We start from the raw sequence: 19,550 nt of genomic DNA on the forward strand, positions 1-19,550 counted from the left end.
ACAGATATCCTCGCTTTTTTATATCTCCCACTATGGGATTTCAATAAGAATTACGCTTATTTAATGCGTTCTTCCAGTAAATCCAATCTCTTTATAACCGAATCGATTAATTTAGCATTCACTTTTACAAGTTCCCGCAAATCATCGTTATTATCGACCCGTACCGTACTGCTGTCTTTGGCTATTCCAACGAAGCCACAATTCTCTGCTTTATTCACATACATACTATTATCTAATTGATTAAATAGTTCATTCGCAGATATATTGAATATTTCAGCTATTTTGTTTAACCGTGTTAGAGTCAAATCCGTTTCTCCATATTCTATTTTACAATAAGCACTTGTCGAAAGGCTTAGCATTTCACCCATCTGTTCCTGTGTAAGATTTCGTTCCAAACGAAGAATTTGAAGGCGTCTGCCCACTAATTTCTTTAAATCATCAACCATTGTAATAAAATAATGAAGAATACTATTTGAATATTTGACAAATGTAGTAATTATTGTGGATATAACCATCTCCGGTCCTCCTTTAACTTTGCAGGGAACAAAATAAAATTGAAATTTTATTCATTTAATCTACGAATTATGAAAACAATGTCTACTCTACTAAAGCTATTGGGTGTGATTTTAATTTTAGGTACTACCTCATGCAGTAATAAGGATAATGACACAGACATAAGTGGCGATGATGCCATTTGCGGTATATGGAAACTACAAGAGGTGGAAGACGATGATGGAGAGGTCATCAGTTATTCCAAAGACGAATTTATATTGACTTTAGATTTTGACGGAACTTACACATTCCGTCAAAAAGAATGGAATGCCTCTTCACAAACTTTTTATCCGGAGTATGTGGAAAAGGGTGAATATACTTATAAAGAGAATAAAGGGACCCTTACCATGAAAGAGAACGGAAACAGGGGCGATGAAATAAATATCTTCGAGATTGTTAAACTTACATCCAAACAATTAGTGGTGGAACTCACAGATGAAGACGGGTATACGGAAACTTACTATTTCGAAAAGACAGGAGAATTGGATAATCCCGATGAAGATGTAGAGGATGAGGCTTCTATTCCCGGCACATGGAAACTGACAAAAATGGAATACACTGGTGAAGAAACCGTCACTTTCTCCAAAGACGAATATATATTGGCCCTGAACACTGACGGAACTTATATATTCCGTCAAAAAGAATGGAATTCCATCAAGCAGGATTTTAATCCGGAAGACATAGAAGAAGGAACCTATACCTACAAGGAAAGCAGCCATAAATTTACAATGAAAGAAAACGGCGTAAGAGATTCGGAAGCGATTACTTATACAGTAATCAAACTTACCGGCAAACAATTCGTCGTAACATTCACCCATCAGGACGGAGATAAAGAAACCAGTTATTTTGAAAAGGTTTCTAAATAAGGTAAGTGGAACCCATATTTTTTTTACTAATCTATAAAAATAAAGTTATGAAGAAAATTATCTGCATGGCAATCTTGCTATTGGCAACAATTTGTACGTACGGACAAGAACGATTTATTATTGGCGGTAACATTTCTGTATCTACAACAGGAGGAAGTACCAAAATTGCAAAAGAAAAAACAGATAAACCGACTAATCTATCTTTCGAGATTCTACCGTCTTTCCATTATATGGTTTCCGACCGGGTAGCAATTGGTACCAGCATCGGTTATAAAGGTACTAAACAAGAGAAAGGAGAAACAAAAGACGACAAACTATACTCAAGGAATAACCAGTTTGTCATCGAACCGTCTGTTATCTACTATGTACCGCTGGGAGATAAATTCAATTATGCACCGATGGCTTTTGTTGGTATTGCAACAGGAAAACATAAAGAAGATATCACAACACGCAAACAGAATGAAACGACATTAACCGATTTCAGCCTGGGCGTAAGACTGGCACGTTTCGAATTTAAACCGATTCCCAAAGTGGGCATCATATTTTCCTGCGGCGAGTTATCTTATGAATCCCAAGTAAACAAAGACAATGACAACAGTGATACAAGCACAGGTTTTAATTTCAGCCTGAATATTGCGCCGACTCTCGGCTTTATGTATTACTTCTGATGCTTAAATCATTCCGGATATACCCGTAAAATTGTTTTACAAAAAACTACAGGTTATTGAAAGCCTGTAGTTTTTTGTCGGTTATGATTTGGTAAACCCTGTCAATTTTTTTACAGCCAATACATGTTTGCAAGGACCGCGTTCTCCCTGGTATTTACTAAACCACTCACAAGTACAACGCTCATTTTTATCATCAAGGATAACAGTATGACGGACTCCCGAACCTTCTACACGGGCCTCCACACGCGAAGATGTATTGGCTATTACCTCCACTTTGCCTTCTTCTATTAACTTTTCCGCACCTTTCATTCGTGGATTCAGACTCATAATGCGGCTTAATTTAAAGGGAAGACGGCGATAAAAGAACTGGTTGTCATCCAAATCAAATCCCAATAACCCCATTGCAGCCAGACGTGCAGTTAAAACATCCGCGTCAGAAAATGAAAGATTCTCTTTCACGGCAAACAGTGTCGGGTTGAAAGCTTGGTTAGCATATGCGTATTTGTCCACAGCTTCCACCCATTCGTCTGATACTTCTTCCAACAAAGACTCCAATGCTGCTCCTTCACCCGAGAAACCCCTCCAGCATTCGCGGGATAAGGAAAAACTAAAGCGGATATTCCCGAAATAAAGTTGCCAGGTAGTCGATAACATATCCGGATGAGGGAATACTTGCAAAGTATCGATATAAGGAAGCAACGGTTCCAGTAAACGCAAACGGTGCAAACCTCCGATACAAATTCCGGATTGGGATTTGACGGATGAGAATACCGGCATATTGTTTCTTACTATCAGATAATAATCATTCTTTACCTGCCCTTTTGGAATCCCACGAAAAAGGAGTTGAGTTTGTATACGGTTAAAAGTATAAACCTTCTCTGCTTTGGACAAATAAATCTGCACGGTACTCAGCCCTTTTATCCATTTCACAGGCAGAGGGACTTTACGTTCTATCACTTTATCCCCTTCTTTATGCAATCCGACTTCTTTTCTTCCAACGGAAAGCATTACTTTTTCTTCCTGGCGTATTCCTCCCAGAGCCGTAAGCATCGGCTGGTTAAAATCCACATTTGTAGTTCCGCTTTCTATAAATTCCCCGTCTAACCCATCAGGTAAAACATCCACCCTTGCATAGACTCCGGCACAATGGGAAAAACCTTCAAAACGGATTCGGTCATTCCCGGCTGTCACAATCGGGTCTTTCAGTAAGGAAAGTTGGAAAGGCGACATATTGAAGCTCGACTTCACTATGTTTGCCAACGTAATCAGGCAACGGGCCATGATAAACGGGTTTGCCACATTCCCCCAAAAGAAACAGGAAGCATCCGTATTCTTCTGTATCTCGCTATATTTAGATAAAAACAGTTCTTCTGTTGCACCCTTTTTAATTAAATCAGAGGGTGCGGCATACCGATAGGTCAATAAATCTTCCATCTATATAAATTTACCGTGACTCATTTAATAATAACTTCACCACTTTCTTCAAGTTTGCATCCTGTTCCCAGACGAGAAGCTGAGGAATTTGTTCCAAATCGGCTTTAGAGTTATTCCGATATATAAGTTCATCGTATATCTCCAATAATTTTTTCAGGTTCAAGATAGGCCGTTCTATTTGTGAAAGGATGGATACCAGCAACAGTTCCAGTTGCTTGTTTGCCTGTTGCCCCTGATTTAGCAAAGTATCGACAATTAAATCGAGAAAACGTTTGACAGGTGCCCACTCCCTATTTTCTAAATATCCTATAATCTTTCCCAAACGGGCAATATCCAGCATATCCATTGCCGCACGTTCCAAATAAATTTCCGCTGCATAAGTACGAATTGTTTTCTCCGAACAAAGCATACAACAAGCCAGGAAAAGGGAAGTCATCTCTCCCGTCTCAACTTTTAAATCATAAAGTGCAATAACAGATTGCAGCAGCATATCCCGGTTCTCGGCATTCGGTATCCGGGAAAATTCAAAATAGTATTTTACCAACAGGGCACAAGGTATATCCGTACACAAAGGATACGACTGGATAAAGTACCGGAAATCCCAAGTTCCTACACATAAACGGAGATCATCGCTAATGCAGGCATATATATTATCTGTCTGTTGCCAGGGGGAAGGCGGAATATGAACTTCCAAAACCGCATATTCCGTATAAGAAGCATCACTTCTCTTCTCATCAGCAATATTCCAGGAATACGTATTCAAATGTTCAGATAGCTGACTGATGTTCACATCCTTATCCGGATAGTCTATGCCGCCTTTTACTGTATCCGGACAACGGGAAAAGGCAAGTTGTAAATCGGCACTCTCCGGTTTTTGTTTCATCAAAACGTACCGGTCGAGGCGCTCTCTTAATACCTCCGGAGCTATCCAGCAAGGCGTATGGGTCGGTGTGGATAGGAGCTCCAGCTCCGTCCCCTGCTCTATAAATGATAAAGCACGCATCATAATACGATGATACGGGCGAAAGATAGGATATTCGGCACCTTTCCAGTCTGCCAAAGGGCGTATCAGATAATCATATTCAAAAAGAGAGCTAATCCGGTCCTTATTTTGCCTGTCTTTTTCCTCTGTTTCCTCATGCAGGCTCTGGATAAATGCAGCTTCATAAGGGAATTTCCGTACCAGGTATTGCCCATACGCCACCAAAAATGCCGCCATCAAATGTTTATACAAGCCAATATTCCAATGAAAATTAGTTTTTTCAAATGCCTTTGTCTGATAATCGTAACTATGCCAAAAAGGTTGCTGCATGACAGCATCATATACTTTCTGAAATACGACCTCCAATTGTCCTACATTCGCGGCTGTTACCTCTTTGTTCAATTTTATCAGGGTTGCAGGTAGCAGGTCTATCACATAAGGCTCTTTACTTTCGAATAACCCGGCAAGAAAAAATAAAAGCTCATCAAAAGCATGTATCTCCGGTATCCGGTTATCTTCGTTTATCAAACCCGGATTCACAGGGATATTCACATCCTCCGGCTCCGGTTGATGTATTTTCCCGATCAGATAAAAAGATAAATATTCTCTCACCTGAGACAATAATATATCGGCATAAGGTAATAAAGCTTCCCCGATTGCTTCCGTATAATGCTTACCATATTGCGCGATAAGTGTAGCCGCCCTGCTTTGAAGCGTTAAATCCTTATTCAGGAATACAAGCATCGCTCCTTTACAAATCCTTACCCTGTCGTCCGGATGGAAACAGGCTATCTTTTCCAGTAAGGTAAGAGTTGAGAGCAGTATGGACTTTACTTCGGAAGAAAGTAAAACCATTTGGTAAGAGATAAATGTATCGGCATGAAAATCTTTATCAATCGCTACCTTCTTCAATTCATTCAATACGACATTCACAGGTTTCGATAATTTACCGGTAAAGACACTCATCATATCCTCCTGGATGGCAAGAATCTCCTCGGGTTGTGGCTTCAATGCTGCAAATAAAGACGCAAACCAGTTGACTGTCTCTTTTTCAAGCCCGTTATGTACAGACTTCATACATTGTCTTAATACTTCCAGCCGGCTAATACGCCCGTTGGCAGTATATTTCTTGAACGCTTTCACCCATAGTCCCTCCTCTTTTGAGCCATAGGGTAAAGACCATGTATCCCGGAATGCTACAATCGACGGATATTGGAACAAATACCAGATATGTTCATCGAAGGTGATTGCATTTTGTTCGAGTAATCGATGGAACTCTTCTTCTTGTCCCTCTTTTTCGAATTTATCCGGTGCTGATGCCGAAAGACTTCGGGCTATCAAAATATTGGAAGGTTGCAAATATCCTTTCTGCGTCCATTTCACCAGATACGGATACGACAAGATAGAATATTCCATCATATTATAATAGTCAGAAAACCATTCGGGACAATACCATTCCAGTAATTCATCAATGACTTGTTCGTCCGGCAGGTCAAACGTCAGCAACCGTTTCACACTGGAAGCCGGAAAGAGCACGAAAGTACAAATCCGCACAACCTCATCATGCCAGACCGTTTTCCCCGCCATCATTCCTCTTTCCTTCTTCTTGTTCTTTCTCTTGATTTCCAGAAGTAATCTATTCTTCTCTTTTTCATTCAGTTTTTGCAGGAATGGAATCAACTGGTCTTTTTGACCATTTTCATATATGCGAAAGAATTCTGCTATCATTTTTTTAAGCTTTTTAATTTTATCATAATCTCTTCATCCGGCTCTTGTACCAACTGGCTTCCCAATTCCTTATAATAACCGCCCAGCTTTTTAAAGTTGGGCGGCAAGTGCTCTTTATTTACCGATTTAATACAATTGGCTATAAGATTTAATTGGAATTCTTTCACCGGACGGGAATAATTGCCTTCAAAGAACTCTGTAAGACGGTTTATAGGAGCAAACTGTTGTAATATCATACGTGTGATACAATCAATCAGATATTCTCTATCCAGAAAATCCTGTTGGATGGCAAACTGAACATAAGAAGAGGCCAATTGGCGGGATTCTTTTTTCTCGAACAGCAAACAACAAGCTATATAAATCCATCCGCTATGGTGTGTCCTGATACCGTTATCCATAAGAAACTTAAGCGGAAGCAGACCATACCTCAATTCGTCCGCTTCATTTCCCGATACGGTATCAGGAAGAAAACGCAATAACCAGGGATCTGCATAATGGGGAACAAGACTGATCCGGTAATACAATGTTTCCAGACAATCAAAATATTCAGCGACAGGCTCATTAAAAGCAGTATAATAGTATAACCGGGGATAAGACCGCTCATTTTTCTTCCACCAATTATAATTCCAGTTATCCTCCAAAAAAATCCGGTCCCAATGATATACTTTGTCATCCGAATAAGTTCGCTCGATTTCATAAGGGATAACAAATGGCCTTACAACAGTCGGGTAACCTGCCGCCGGTGTATTTTCAAATCCAGTAAAGACTCCATCCGGATTACGGGTACGTGCCACCTGTATCCAAAGGGGCAATGTTTCCTCATCAAAAGACAGACGGTCTGTCATTCCGAATAAATACCGGACAGCTTCGGCATATTTGCCTTTCAGTAATTTGGCTTGCTCTTGTATATCTGCTGTAATTTCAACTTTCAAGATACGGTTGCAAGCAATCAGCAAATCTTCCATTTCGATAACATCCCCAGCTTTTTCATAGGCAAGCATGCGTTCTACCAAAATGGCCGGATGAACAAAGAACGGCTTGTGTGTCGGAGTCGAAAGCAAAGGCAACTTACTTTTCCGGCTCAGTTTATCCAATACCCATTTATTCTTGTTCCGCAGAAAAACACATTCCTGAGAATATGCGTCCAATGCCGGATAAGCCATATACTTAGATTCGTCCGAAAACCAATTATAAAAGAACTCTGCCAAATGGAACAACGCTGCTTTAGCATTCCCCCGCCTGAATAACTTTTTAGTAAACGGTTTCAATTGGGACTGATAATCATCCGGAATCTGTTCCTGTATTTGTATCAGTCCTTCATAAAAAAGTTCTATATCCACCGGTTCTAAAGCTCCGATTGTTTTCCCCACATGAAACAACCAGTTCTCCCAGGTATCGGGAACAATTAAAGGAGTATGCTCCGGCAAATAAACAACATCCTCTTCCACCGGTATATCCGTAGAAACACTCAATAAAGCCCTTGCCTTTTCCTTCAAAAAAGACCTGAAAGGTTCCACTACAGCCTGTAGTTCTTCCGAAGAAATATATTTACAAAGTAAGCCGGCAGCTTTTTCCTGAATTTTTTCCGATGGTTGTATAAGGGCATTCGCAACAGACACACCCAAACCTACCGTTTCCTTTTTATTTTCCAACAACCAATCTGCTATGTCCAAAACAAGCATAATCGATTTGTCACATTTTTCATGTGTACAGATAGCGGGTATTGCCTGAAAAAATGTTTGGCTATCAAACCGGTTATCTTTATAAATAGAACTTATTTCCTGAACAATAAAATTGATTACCGTATTATTTGTCGAATAAGCGGCAGCAAATAATAAATTCTGATTGGCCACCAGTTCTTCCAAGGTCGGTTCAAACATCTTTATCATTCGCACATGCCAGTCCAGATGCCCTTTTTTCCAATTAAAAGATAATGTACCCAACAAATTCGGTACAATCGTCCTGTCGTGTATAATACCGCGCTCCAATAAAATACGGAATACCTCTTCCCAATACTCATAGCATTTTGCACAAGTACCCTTCCCTGAAGCTGTTTTCCATTTGGATATATCCAGCATGGGAATTTCATATTTATAGAATTGAAGCAATACGTTATCTATTGTTTCCGGATTAGCAACCAGATAATCTATATCTTTAGAAACATCCCTGTTAAACATCTGAATAATAAACAGGGAATTGACAAAAAATTCTTCCTGAAAAGCAACCCAACCGTTTTTATACAATTCCCATAACATCTGAAAATAGATATGGTTCTGCCGGGCATTCTTCCAGACATCAAGAACCTTTTCCAGATAATCCGGTGGAAAAAGTTTGAAATAGGCAATCAGCGGTTCTATCCCGAATTCAGGGGACTGCATATACCAACAAAGATTATTTCCCGCATCTTTCTTATAATCTGCCCAATTACGCAGACAAGTCACACTCATGAACTGAAGGATACTACGCCATAAAGTATAATCCTGGTTGGTATTTTCTTTATATAACCGGGAGATAATATCTTGCCTGATATCCACCTGCTTTATTTTACCTAAAGCATCTTTTCTTTCCTTCTCTGTCAACTGTTCAGCCCAGTTTAATATCTTCCGATAATCTTTCGCTGCGACCAACTCTATTATTTTCTCCATGCCGAGTCTATTTTGTGCGATAACAAATATAATTATAATTCAATAAATTCTACCTTTGTAGGATAAAGTATAATACTCAACACATATGGAAAAAGCAGTTCTTACTCTCTATACCGTAATTGGTAATCCGGAAAGGATACCCGCCTCCATCCAAAAACACTTCAAGGAAGTAACAAAAAGTATCGGAACCAAAGATGGAACCACTACTTTGACGCTACTGGACGACACACAGATTATCTTCAATATGAGCCATCAGAGCAGCAAACCTGACTTTATAGCTTCACATATCGGAGGTATGGCAAACTTTTTTGCCCAGGTTGAAACAGAACAGGAAAAGTTAAAACAGGATGTACTTCACCAGATACAATGTTTCAACTGTGTAACAGGCATTTCTTTCGGTATCGATGAGGACAAGGACCGTATCAACTATCTTTTCCATTGTTTTTATTGTATTGCCGAAGATGTAAAAGGTTTTATCCTTTATCCGGATATGGAAATTTATACCTGCGAAGGTAAATTGCTGTTTTCTACCGAGGGAAAGAGCGAGTTCACAGCTTTTACCCCTATTGCAAATGCAGATTTACTGGATGCCGGACGTCCGGAAGAAACAGAAGCGGACAAAGCTCGTACCCAGCGCTCCATTGCCATCCTGAAAGAAATGGGTATCCCTTTCATGGAGCATCTGCGCAGCGAAGTATCGGAAAGTGAAGCTGTTTTAAGAAGCCGGGAAGAAATGGTACAACGCGCTGCCGCACTATTTGCCGTATCGGTTTATTCGGAAGTTATGCTATCTGAAAATTCAAGTCGCAAAGAAGCGCTGAAATATGTTGACAAAATAAATGAGATGTATGATGCTGGTAAATGGATGACTCCTGATGAAAAAGCTTATATCAGTGACCCCGAACCGGAACAACAAACCTGTTTACAATTCGTATGGCGATATGAATGTTGCGGTGTGCTTCTATGGGCTGCCGGTATTGTGGAAGAGTTACCCTATCCATCCGAAATCATAGATGTCCCCGTCCTTGCCGCTATCTTCTGGCAATCTAAAGGCATTGCAGACTTAATGTCGAAAGGTTTCGCCCGCCCCGAAACGGAGATTCTGGATATGGCAGACCTTACACTACGTTACGACTGGGCTTGTGTAGATGCCCGTATCAAAGGAAACGATGCTCCGGCATCTCTCGACGGAGGTGTTGTTGTGGAAAGGCATTATGCCTTCAACTGGATTATCGGAGCAAACGATAATGCGGACTGGGACGATATACAACCGAATACTTAATGTATAAAACCGAGTAAATTTTACATGAGGAAGTTTCTCTACCTGTTATTCATTATATGGGTTGTAAACGGTTATGCGCAAAACGATAGCGTCCGGTTTACACTGGACGTAGACCGCTTTGCCGGAAACATACAAGCCCTTCAGGAAGTCCATATCAATTATTACAGTAATAGGCCTGTCAGTAAAATTATAATGCCGGAATGGGGAGATTCCATTGAAGTAATAGATACCGAACCTCACCGGACAAGTACCTCCCAACTACAAATTATCAATGGGGAACAAAAAAACATTCAACAGGAGGGTTTCTATTATAAAGTCCGCTTCCTGTATCCGGGTATGGTGACTGTTCCGGGAACGACCGCAATCATAGGGGGCAAACAATATACTTGCCCTTCGCAAACCATAGAAGTCTTTCCGGGAAAAGAGATCAGCCATGTGACCTGCACGCTATCCGTCAGCCCCGAACATCCCCAACCCGGAAAAGAGTTCTGGTTTACTATCACCTGCAACAGCAAACCGGATGAAGAATATCCGTCCATCTCCCATATGGGTTTGCTACAAGTTAGCCGCAAAATGGAAAAGTCGTCTACAAACGGCGTAGAACAATATAAATTCGCTTATAAATACAGAAGCAATAAATCTGGTACCTATAGCCTGTATCCGGAAAACCTGACATTCGGAGGAGTAACGTATCCGGTAGAAGCCTATTCTTTTGATATCGGGCATGGGAACAAAAACATTCCATTATACCTATGGGGACTGCTTATCGTTTTTGCTGTCGCTTCATTGTTTATCTATAGACAGGACCATCGTCCGGTTGTAGCCGGAACTGTAAGTTCGAGATTTTGTTTCAAAGCATATATGATACTCTTGTTAACGATGGTATTCCTTTTGTTCGCTTTTTTGTTACTCTCCAATATCCTTGCCAATACTTCCATATTGTTGGGGCTATTCATGCTGATAGTAGTCATATGCCTGGTATTCGGGGAAATGCGCCGTTCCATAACCAAAATAGAAATAAACGGAAACAATATATCTGTTAGCAATTATTTCGGTTTTGGTAAAAAGAAAACCTATAATCTTTCCGAGATGGAAGGTTTCACCCGCTCTGTCCTGCAAAGCCGCGGAGGTAATTATCAATATACCTATTTGATAAAAAACAACCGCCGTATCATCCGGGTATCCGAATTTTACCACAAGAACTACCAATCATTGCTTAGCTGTATTTACAAACGCTGTAAGTTTCTGGGTGACAAGCAGGTTTCTCTTATAAGAGAAGCCAAAGAGATATTCGCTCCCATACAATAAAACTACAATGTTTCATTGCAGCTATTAAAATAAAGAAGTACCTTCGTTGCCCGTAATTTTATCCTTTAGACTATTGATTATATGAAATCAATGCAAAACAAATTTTTGTTGATTTATCTGCTAACTGCCTTGGCATTAGGGACAAAAGCTCAGACACAAGAACCGGATTCCATACAAGTGGCAACAACAGATTCTGTGCCTAAGAAAAAGCTGAATATCATACAGAAGCTCCTTAATTACTACAGCGATGCTAACAAAGAAAAGAAAGACAAAAAATTCGATTTCAGTATAATAGGCGGTCCACACTTCGCGAGCGATACAAAATTAGGACTGGGGTTGGTAGCCGCAGGACTTTATAAAACGGATAGAAACGACAGTACGCTGCAACCGTCTACTGTATCTTTATTCGGGGACGTCTCCACAGTCGGTTTCTATCTGCTGGGCATACGGGGAAGCAACATCTTTCCCAAAGAAAAATACCGGCTGAATTATACGCTCTATTTCTATTCCTTCCCCAGTTTATATTGGGGTGAAGGATACGAGAACGGAATAAACAACGATAACAAAAGTACTTACAACCGCTTTCAGGCAATGGTAAAAGCCGACTTCTTGTTCCGTTTGGCAGACAATTTTTATGTAGGTCCTATGGCCTCTTTCAATTATATCAACGGAAAAGATTTTCAGAAACCGGAACTTTGGGAAGGAGAAGACAGCCGGACAACCAACCTGAATGTTGGTCTTTCCATAGTATATGATTCCAGAGACTTCCTGACAAATGCGTATAAAGGGTATTATCTCCGGATAGACCAACTGTTCAGTCCGTCTTTCCTGGGAAATAAAAACGCATACAGCAGTACGGAACTGACCACCAGCTATTACCATCCGGTATGGAAAGGCGGTATCCTGGCAGCCCAGGTTCACGCTATGTTAACATATGGGGATACCCCTTGGGGAATGATGGCGACATTAGGCAGTTCATACTCTATGAGGGGATATTATGAGGGACGATTCCGCGATAAAAACGCAATCGATATGCAAGTAGAGTTGAGGCAACACGTATGGAGAAGGAATGGTGTCGCCGTATGGGTAGGTGCAGGGAATGTATTTCCCAATTTTAAATCGTTCAAAGCAAAACAAATACTGCCGAATTACGGTTTTGGCTACAGATGGGAATTCAAGAAACGAGTGAACGTCCGCTTAGACCTCGGGTTTGGCAAAAATCAAACTGGATTTATATTTAATATCAATGAAGCTTTTTAGTCAAATAAAAAATTGGTTCGGGAATCAGGAACATCTTTTTTATCTTTTCCTCTTTATTCTGATTATCCCCAATCTTGTCTTGTGCTTTACGGAACCGATACCGGCAGTTGCTAAAATAGCCAATGTATTACTGCCGTTAGCCTGCTATTACTGGGTAATGACGCTATCCCGGAACTGTGGCAAAATGTTCTGGATATTGTTTCTGTTTATCTTTTTCGGAGCCTTCCAGATTGTACTGCTCTATTTATTCGGACAGTCTATTATTGCAGTAGACATGTTCCTGAATTTGGTTACCACCAATTCTTCCGAAGCGATGGAGCTTCTCGACAACCTGATTCCGGCATTGGTTACCATTGTCATTATTTATATCCCGGCATTGATACTGGCTATGATTTCCATTATTTATAAACGGAAGGTATCCGTCGAATTTATCCGCAGGGAACGGATACGGTCTTATCTGTTTTTGGTTATCGGCTTTATCTCATTGGGTTCGGCCTATGCTTTCGATAAGAAATACGAAATTACTTCGGACTTATATCCGCTGAATGTATGCTATAATGTTGTTCTTGCCGTTGAGCGTGATGCACAGACAAGGAATTATGCTGAAACATCCAAGGACTTTACTTTCCAGGCAAAGGCTACACATGATAAAAGTGAACGGGAAATCTATGTACTGGTAGTCGGAGAAACATCCCGTGCCCTAAACTGGGAACTGTACGGTTACGAACGTACTACCAACCCGGAACTTACAAAAGTGCCCAATCTGTCCATTTTTACGGATGTACTGACATTATCCAACACGACCCATAAGAGCGTCCCGATGTTGATGTCGGCCATTTCTTCGGAAAACTTCGGTTCAATCTACCGGCAGAAAGGCATTATTACAGCATTCAAAGAGGCAGGCTTCAAAACAGCTTTCTTCTCGAACCAGCGATATAACGACTCATTTATTGATTTCTTCGGAAAAGAAGCGGATACATGGGATTTCATAAAGGAAGATGAAGGGGTGGCCAACCAAAATCTTTCGGATGATGAATTACTTAAATTGGTGGAGAATGTACTTGCTAAGGACGACCAAAAACTCTTTATCGTACTTCATACGTATGGCTCCCATTTTAACTACCGCGAACGGTATCCTGCATCTAATGCTTTTTTCATGCCGGACAGCCCGGCTGATGCAAAATTCAAATACCGCGATAATCTGGTTAATGCCTACGATAACTCCATCCGCTACACAGATGATTTTCTGGCCCGGTTGATAGGTATGCTGAACTGTCAGTCTGCCGAAACGGCTATGTTATATACATCCGACCACGGGGAAGATATTTTCGACGACAGCCGTCATCTTTTCCTCCATGCCTCTCCTGTTCCCTCCTATTATCAATTGCATGTTCCATACATCATCTGGACATCCGATTTGTATCGTGAGGCCTATCCTGAACAGATCCATGCCTTAGAAAGCAATAAACAGAAAGCGGTAGCATCCAGTTGTGCCGTGTTCCATACAATGCTGGATTTGGCAGGTGTACAAACGCCTCTATTGAATGATTCCTTTTCTGTGGCAAGCCCGCTCTATACGGAGCATCCCCGATATTACCTGAACGACCATAACGAACCGCATTCATTCTTCGATTTAGGACTGTCGAAAAAGGATTTCGAAATGTTTGAGAAAATGAAGATTAAGATGGACAATGGGAAATAAGGTTCAGAATTTTGGCAATACAATTATCTACACATTGAAATATACCTGTCTATACAAACAAAAACAGTTGTTTTTGAAATCGAAAACAACTGTTTTTATCAGATGCGGATTAATGCATATTACTGTTTATTAATCCGCATTCATATGTCTTATCTCTGTTGGATACAACGGACCGCATTCGTATCGGAACTTCCCAGACTATTCGCTCTGTAAGTATCGGCATCAAACCGCATATACCAATATGCCTCAGACGCCCATATGTAAGGGGCGCCGCCTTCTCTCATAATCTCCCCGTTTTTCTTCGCCTGTGCATTTTCATAAGACCGGGTTTTATTCATCTCTACACTTAAATCGACGGACGGAATATACATTATGTTTTTATAATCTTCTATTGAACCGACTTTCCATTTTTCCGGACATCTTTTATTTGCAAAAATAACAGCTCCCTGATTAACCGGAGATACCCAATAACTCTTGCTACTTCCTGTTACTATCTTAGGTGTAGCGGTACTTCCCGGATACACCGGGGTAGAATGTTTAATGGCAAAGCCCTTGCCACCGCCTGCCGCATACTTATTGGTAATAGTAATCTTTTCATCACCGCTTACCGTTGCAAAGAATACATCCGGGTTTTGCCCTGCCGGATTTGTATTTCTGGTAAATCTATATGTGGCCGTTATTACTCCCGTATTCGGGTCGGTTGTTTCGGAAGCAGTAGATTTAGTTATCCATCTCCAGTTATCGTGGCAGGTAACATCTACTCCCTTAGGCGAAATCACCTTAACTGTAAAATAGGCATTTGCCGATGGGAAGAAAGTAATATTCGGACTTGGATTGGATAAATTGTCTACTGTCGAATAAGACGGTTGTGAAGCAGTAAATTCCGAAAGCACGATATTCTTATTTATAGAGTAGGCCATAAATGTTTTAGATAACGTATTGTCAAACTTATTCTTTACCGCAATCGTTGCGCTACTTCCTGTTGTCGCTCCATCTTCTACATGGAAAGTATAGGTTTCAACATCATTTGAAGATGTCGTCTTATCCAGAGTCAACCATGCAGGAACACCTTCCATATCGCAACCTTTTAGCGAGAACACACTCAATGTCACTTTATCCGAGGCATTATTATAAAGACGCAGACGGCTGTTCGTTGCATCATAATTGCCCCCATTCGATACGGTAACTGCGGACTGGCGGACATTTATTGCCGTTTTTACTCTAACGGTTAGCGGAAGTTTCTTGTCATTATTCTTAGCATTTACCACATTAAAAGTATATCCATCGACGGGTGAAATGGAGGGGAAAGAGGGGTCATCCGTATTCAAGGTTAACTTTATATTACCCGCAGCATCCGTCAAAGCATCTTTATCCCTTTCGAGCCAGTCGGGAAGGTTGCCGCCGGAAACATCTTCCAATGTACATCCACCGGTAGATACAATATTCAAAGTGACCGAAGTCTTACCAGAAGTTTCATCCTTATATAAGGTGATAGTCCCATTGTCTTTATCAAAAGCACACTCCGATGAAGCCGATACAAGTTTGGCTACAGGTATGGCTATCGGATGAATAATCAAAAGGCTTTCATTATTTGTCGCTTTATCTATAAAGCGAAGATATGCTACAGGGAAATCATTCCCCGTATAGTCTGCATTACGGGATACGGTATAGGCAAACTCCTGTGTTGCCGAACGCGCAGCCAAAGGAGTAACGGTCAACCAAGGAGCCGTGGTCACTTTCTTCTCATAGGTGAGCGAATAATCCATCGCAGAATTGGAAGCAACAGCAACGGAGAAAGCTGCCCCGTCGGTTATTGCCATATTTACTATCCGGGTATCGGGGTCATAATCGCCATTTGTCACATCGATATTTACATCAAAAAGACCGGAACCTTTGCTTGGGTCATATCCATCTACTAAATCCCCGTCTGTCCAGTCAGCTACCTCCAAAGTGAAATCAAGGTGATATTCATCCGCTTTTGTGATACCGATCGTATACCGGTGATTCGCATTGATTTCAAGGAAAGAAGAGCCACTACCGGCCGTTTCCTGCTTGAATGGGACTTGGTAAGTCACTTCTTTCGATTCGGTTTCGTTTACCCGGTAGGTACCGGTCAATACCAGATAGGCTTCATCTGCCAACAGGCTCGGATAGCTATAGAAAGCGGATACTTGCGTACCGGTATTGGCGTTGTCACCCTCAAAAGTACGAGCCGGATACGTAATCAGTTCACCGTCTTTTGCAACAGGGTCTCCATATACTTTAACAGGGAAAAAGGATACGCCCGTCCGCCCCTTCGCCATCGAAATGGTTTCAAGATGAAAACGGGAATCTTTTTCTACATTCGTAACATCAAAACGTGCCATTGTACGGGTCAGCTTAAATCCGACCTGTACGCGTGAGGATGAACCTAAATCGGTCAGGTCGATAGGTACAGTCTGAGCGCCTGCCATAGGCAAAGGTAAGCCCAATGCAGGCGAAGCATCGGTAAGTAACGGGGAATGGAACTTTTGGAACTGTTCTTCAGTAGGAGTACCATCGTTCAAGACTCCTGTTTCCATATCATACGCCAGAGGGTCGAAATAAGCATCGGTTACCAGATTACCATCAACAGGATTTACCAGTTCCGTTTGATTGGCTATGCTGTACAAGCGGACAAACAAGCCTTTTTGAAGTTCCAACAAAGCTGTAGTTGTGGCGTTGTCCGTACTTGGTGTAAGGTTGAGTTCCCTTGCTCCTGCCGGAAGAGGCGAACCGTCTTGTCGATAGGAAAATCGTTCGCGGAAAGTATAGGTTCCGTTTTCTTCCTTTGCAGCAAAAACATAAATATCTAACGTACTGATTTCGTTTTCATTCTCGGTTGCAATTGCTTTGGTTTCTGCCTTTGTTTCTGTTTTATTGGCACTTACTGAAAGCTTGTTTTTAAAAGAGAGAAGAACTTCCCTCCTGCTCCCGCTATCCGTATCTTCACCTGAAGAACGGTCTGTCTTATCTGTTTCTGCCGTACAGCCAGCCAACAGTAGGGCAAGCATACATAGGCCTGCCGTTAATATCCTAAAGGACATCTTCTTAGACGATTCATAATGTAGATTTGTTCTCATATTGAATATTTTTGTAGTATACGTTTTTATACGATTAGCATGTAAAATGCTATATTAGTTCTATTGAGACTATGGAAAAAATATCTACAATAATCAAGAAAAATACAATTCCCTGAAAGTTGTTGTTTATTATAATGATTCAGGGAATCGAAGGCTCCATTCAGATGTTATTTGCTGTATATTAATAAATTAAGCCTTGTTTTTGTTTGTTATTTATTCATATATTTGCGTCTGTTATTAACGTAGTCTCAATAGAACTATGTTAGAGGCACACTCCAAGCCATATGCCCCAAAGTCAAAACATATATGATTTGATTTTAAAACATATATGATTTGAATGCAAACCATATATGTTTTGAATATACAAGGATAATGGATAAGGAAATAGATTGTCCTGATATATTTTCATAACTATCACTCTCATAGAAAGTGTTTCTATAGAGTTTATAGAAAAGCGCTAGCACACAAGAAAAAGAAAACCGGTAATTGTGATAATTGCCGACTTCTTGAAAAGAGTCTATATCCTCATACCATAATGGTTCGATTAACCTTAAATTAGCGAATAACTGAGTCAAATAATTTCCTATATTTAAATTCCACACGGTACAATTAAAGTGCTGCCAGCAAATCCTGCTGGGTATGCTGACGATCTTATTTAAATTCCACAAACGGTTCGATTAAATATGATCCTGATACGAGAAATACAGCTGCGTCTTGGTTCTTTCAATTCCAAACAGTACAATTAAAAATTTAGCTGCATTAACAGAAACAGCCCTCAGAGGTGCATTTCAATACCAAACGGTACAATTAAAGACGACCCTGATACTTCCAATACGGCAGCCAGATGGTTATTTCAATTCCTTAAGCGATCCAATTAATACAAAATTCAAAGAATCTCTTTTCCAAAGTACCCTTGTGATAAAGAGTACTTTGGAACTATTCTTTATAATTGATTCTCATAATCAAAAGCAGACATCTGTTCAATCAGTTTCTGTTCTGCTTTTATCAGGGCATCTGCCGAACCGACAGAACCGGCGATATAACTTTTAGCGATAGGAGTAATAAATATATCCGCATACGTCGTTTCATCAATAACAGGAATGGCACTGGGCTTTTCCACATTATCTTTTAATTCTCCACGGATGGCATAAGCAATCTGGTTGGCATCATCGCTAATGGCAATGGCTACGGTTTCCATCAGGCTGAATGTCCGTGCCTGGTTAGTCGTAATACGCCAATTGATAATGGCTTTAGCCAGAGCGGGTATCAGTTCATCCCGTTTTTCCTTCGGGCAAATCAAACATTTACCAAAGATATTCTGTCCTTCAACCCAGCCTAAATCCCGGAGTTTCGCTTCTATCTCAGGGAATAGTTCCGGTTCCAGCTTATTGGTGGAGACACAGAACAGCGTTCTCAAATCGATGGCTATATCATATACGAAAAGACCGGATGCCCGTGTCTGCTCCTGTATAAATGCCCGGTTCGGGAGTGTCCTTCTTTTACTTACCAGCCATTCGTCCAACTCTTCTTTTGTCAATTCATCGCCCCGCTTCTTGCCATCCGACCAATACACCTTAACGATATGGCGGTCAGGATGGGAAGTCCGGTCGAAGGTTATATCTTCCGTTGGAGATTCTATTCCCCCTAATAAAGGATGAAGCGGGCGCATTGCCGAAACCGACAGCGGGCTACGCCTTTTAGCAATCATGCCCCCACCGCTTTCTATCTTCATATAGCCTCCCAATAACTGGTCGGCAAACGAAGGGTCGCAGGGAGAATGAGGTTCTTTCTGGTTCGCTTTATTATCCTTGTCCTTCTTATCGATTTCCCAATTAAAGGTTATCGCGGCAAAAGGCATATTCAATGCTTCGATAATGGAACGTTTCACCTGCTGCCCACTGGAATAGGCGATTCGTTTATTGAACTGAGGGTCATAATAATATTTCTGTCCGTCGTTTACACCAAACACCGTATGTTCCGCATGGCGAAGTCCCCGTAAATAGATAAATGGATTATTCATGA

12 protein-coding genes are annotated in these 19,550 nt (G+C 40.9%); 6 read left to right on the top strand and 6 right to left on the bottom strand.

Going from position 1 to position 19,550, the window contains the following annotated elements:
* Positions 1 to 56: 56 nt before the first annotated feature.
* On the bottom strand, positions 57 to 446 hold the full coding sequence (locus tag ACGE0T_RS11575; protein ID WP_459186794.1) for a helix-turn-helix domain-containing protein: 390 nt from the start codon (positions 444 to 446) through the stop codon (positions 57 to 59).
* Between the two features lie 138 nt (positions 447 to 584).
* Here ACGE0T_RS11575 and ACGE0T_RS11580 point away from each other — a divergent pair, with 138 nt between their 5' ends.
* Together ACGE0T_RS11580 and ACGE0T_RS11585 are read left to right on the top strand one after the other, a co-directional pair.
* On the top strand, positions 585 to 1,418 hold the full coding sequence (locus ACGE0T_RS11580; protein ID WP_459186795.1) for a lipocalin family protein: 834 nt from the start codon (positions 585 to 587) through the stop codon (positions 1,416 to 1,418).
* A 47-nt stretch (positions 1,419 to 1,465) separates the two neighbouring features.
* Positions 1,466 to 2,086, top strand: coding sequence for an outer membrane beta-barrel protein (locus ACGE0T_RS11585; protein WP_459186796.1), 621 nt, complete (start codon positions 1,466 to 1,468; stop codon positions 2,084 to 2,086).
* Positions 2,087 to 2,167: 81 nt separating this feature from the next.
* Here ACGE0T_RS11585 and ACGE0T_RS11590 read toward each other — a convergent pair whose 3' ends face one another.
* Genes ACGE0T_RS11590 through ACGE0T_RS11600 form a run of 3 tightly spaced genes read right to left on the bottom strand, consistent with a single transcriptional unit; the run spans position 2,168 to position 8,875 of the window.
* Positions 2,168 to 3,520 carry an SWIM zinc finger family protein gene (locus ACGE0T_RS11590; protein ID WP_459186797.1) on the bottom strand — a complete coding sequence of 451 codons (1,353 nt, stop codon included), beginning with the start codon at positions 3,518 to 3,520 and terminating at the stop codon, positions 2,168 to 2,170.
* A gap of 10 nt (positions 3,521 to 3,530) precedes the next feature.
* Positions 3,531 to 6,230 (bottom strand): DUF6493 family protein, encoded by a 2,700-nt coding sequence (locus tag ACGE0T_RS11595; protein WP_459186798.1) that lies wholly within the window; start codon positions 6,228 to 6,230, stop codon positions 3,531 to 3,533.
* On the bottom strand, positions 6,227 to 8,875 hold the full coding sequence (locus ACGE0T_RS11600) for a DUF6493 family protein (protein WP_459186799.1): 2,649 nt from the start codon (positions 8,873 to 8,875) through the stop codon (positions 6,227 to 6,229). Before ACGE0T_RS11600 ends, ACGE0T_RS11595 begins: the two co-directional genes overlap by 4 nt.
* An 85-nt stretch (positions 8,876 to 8,960) precedes the next feature.
* Here ACGE0T_RS11600 and ACGE0T_RS11605 point away from each other — a divergent pair, with 85 nt between their 5' ends.
* From ACGE0T_RS11605 to ACGE0T_RS11620, 4 genes are all read left to right on the top strand, one after another.
* Positions 8,961 to 10,157 carry a DUF4272 domain-containing protein gene (locus ACGE0T_RS11605; RefSeq protein ID WP_459186800.1) on the top strand — a complete coding sequence of 399 codons (1,197 nt, stop codon included), beginning with the start codon at positions 8,961 to 8,963 and terminating at the stop codon, positions 10,155 to 10,157.
* 24 nt (positions 10,158 to 10,181) lie between these two features.
* On the top strand, positions 10,182 to 11,465 hold the full coding sequence (locus ACGE0T_RS11610; RefSeq protein ID WP_459186801.1) for a hypothetical protein: 1,284 nt from the start codon (positions 10,182 to 10,184) through the stop codon (positions 11,463 to 11,465).
* An 81-nt stretch (positions 11,466 to 11,546) separates the two neighbouring features.
* Entirely contained in the window at positions 11,547 to 12,725 is a 1,179-nt protein-coding gene (locus tag ACGE0T_RS11615; RefSeq protein WP_459186802.1) for a BamA/TamA family outer membrane protein, read from the top strand.
* On the top strand, positions 12,712 to 14,427 hold the full coding sequence (locus tag ACGE0T_RS11620) for a phosphoethanolamine transferase (RefSeq protein ID WP_459186803.1): 1,716 nt from the start codon (positions 12,712 to 12,714) through the stop codon (positions 14,425 to 14,427). Before ACGE0T_RS11615 ends, ACGE0T_RS11620 begins: the two co-directional genes overlap by 14 nt.
* Positions 14,428 to 14,576: 149 nt before the next feature.
* Here the strand turns inward: ACGE0T_RS11620 and ACGE0T_RS11625 are convergent, their stop codons facing one another.
* Positions 14,577 to 17,528, bottom strand: coding sequence for a hypothetical protein (locus ACGE0T_RS11625; protein ID WP_459186804.1), 2,952 nt, complete (start codon positions 17,526 to 17,528; stop codon positions 14,577 to 14,579).
* Between the two features lie 943 nt (positions 17,529 to 18,471).
* Positions 18,472 to 19,548, bottom strand: a complete 1,077-nt coding sequence (locus tag ACGE0T_RS11630; RefSeq protein ID WP_459186805.1) for a CRISPR-associated protein Cas7 — start codon at positions 19,546 to 19,548, stop codon at positions 18,472 to 18,474.
* Positions 19,549 to 19,550 lie beyond the last annotated feature (2 nt).

Source organism: Parabacteroides sp. APC149_11_2_Y6, from assembly GCF_054506995.1.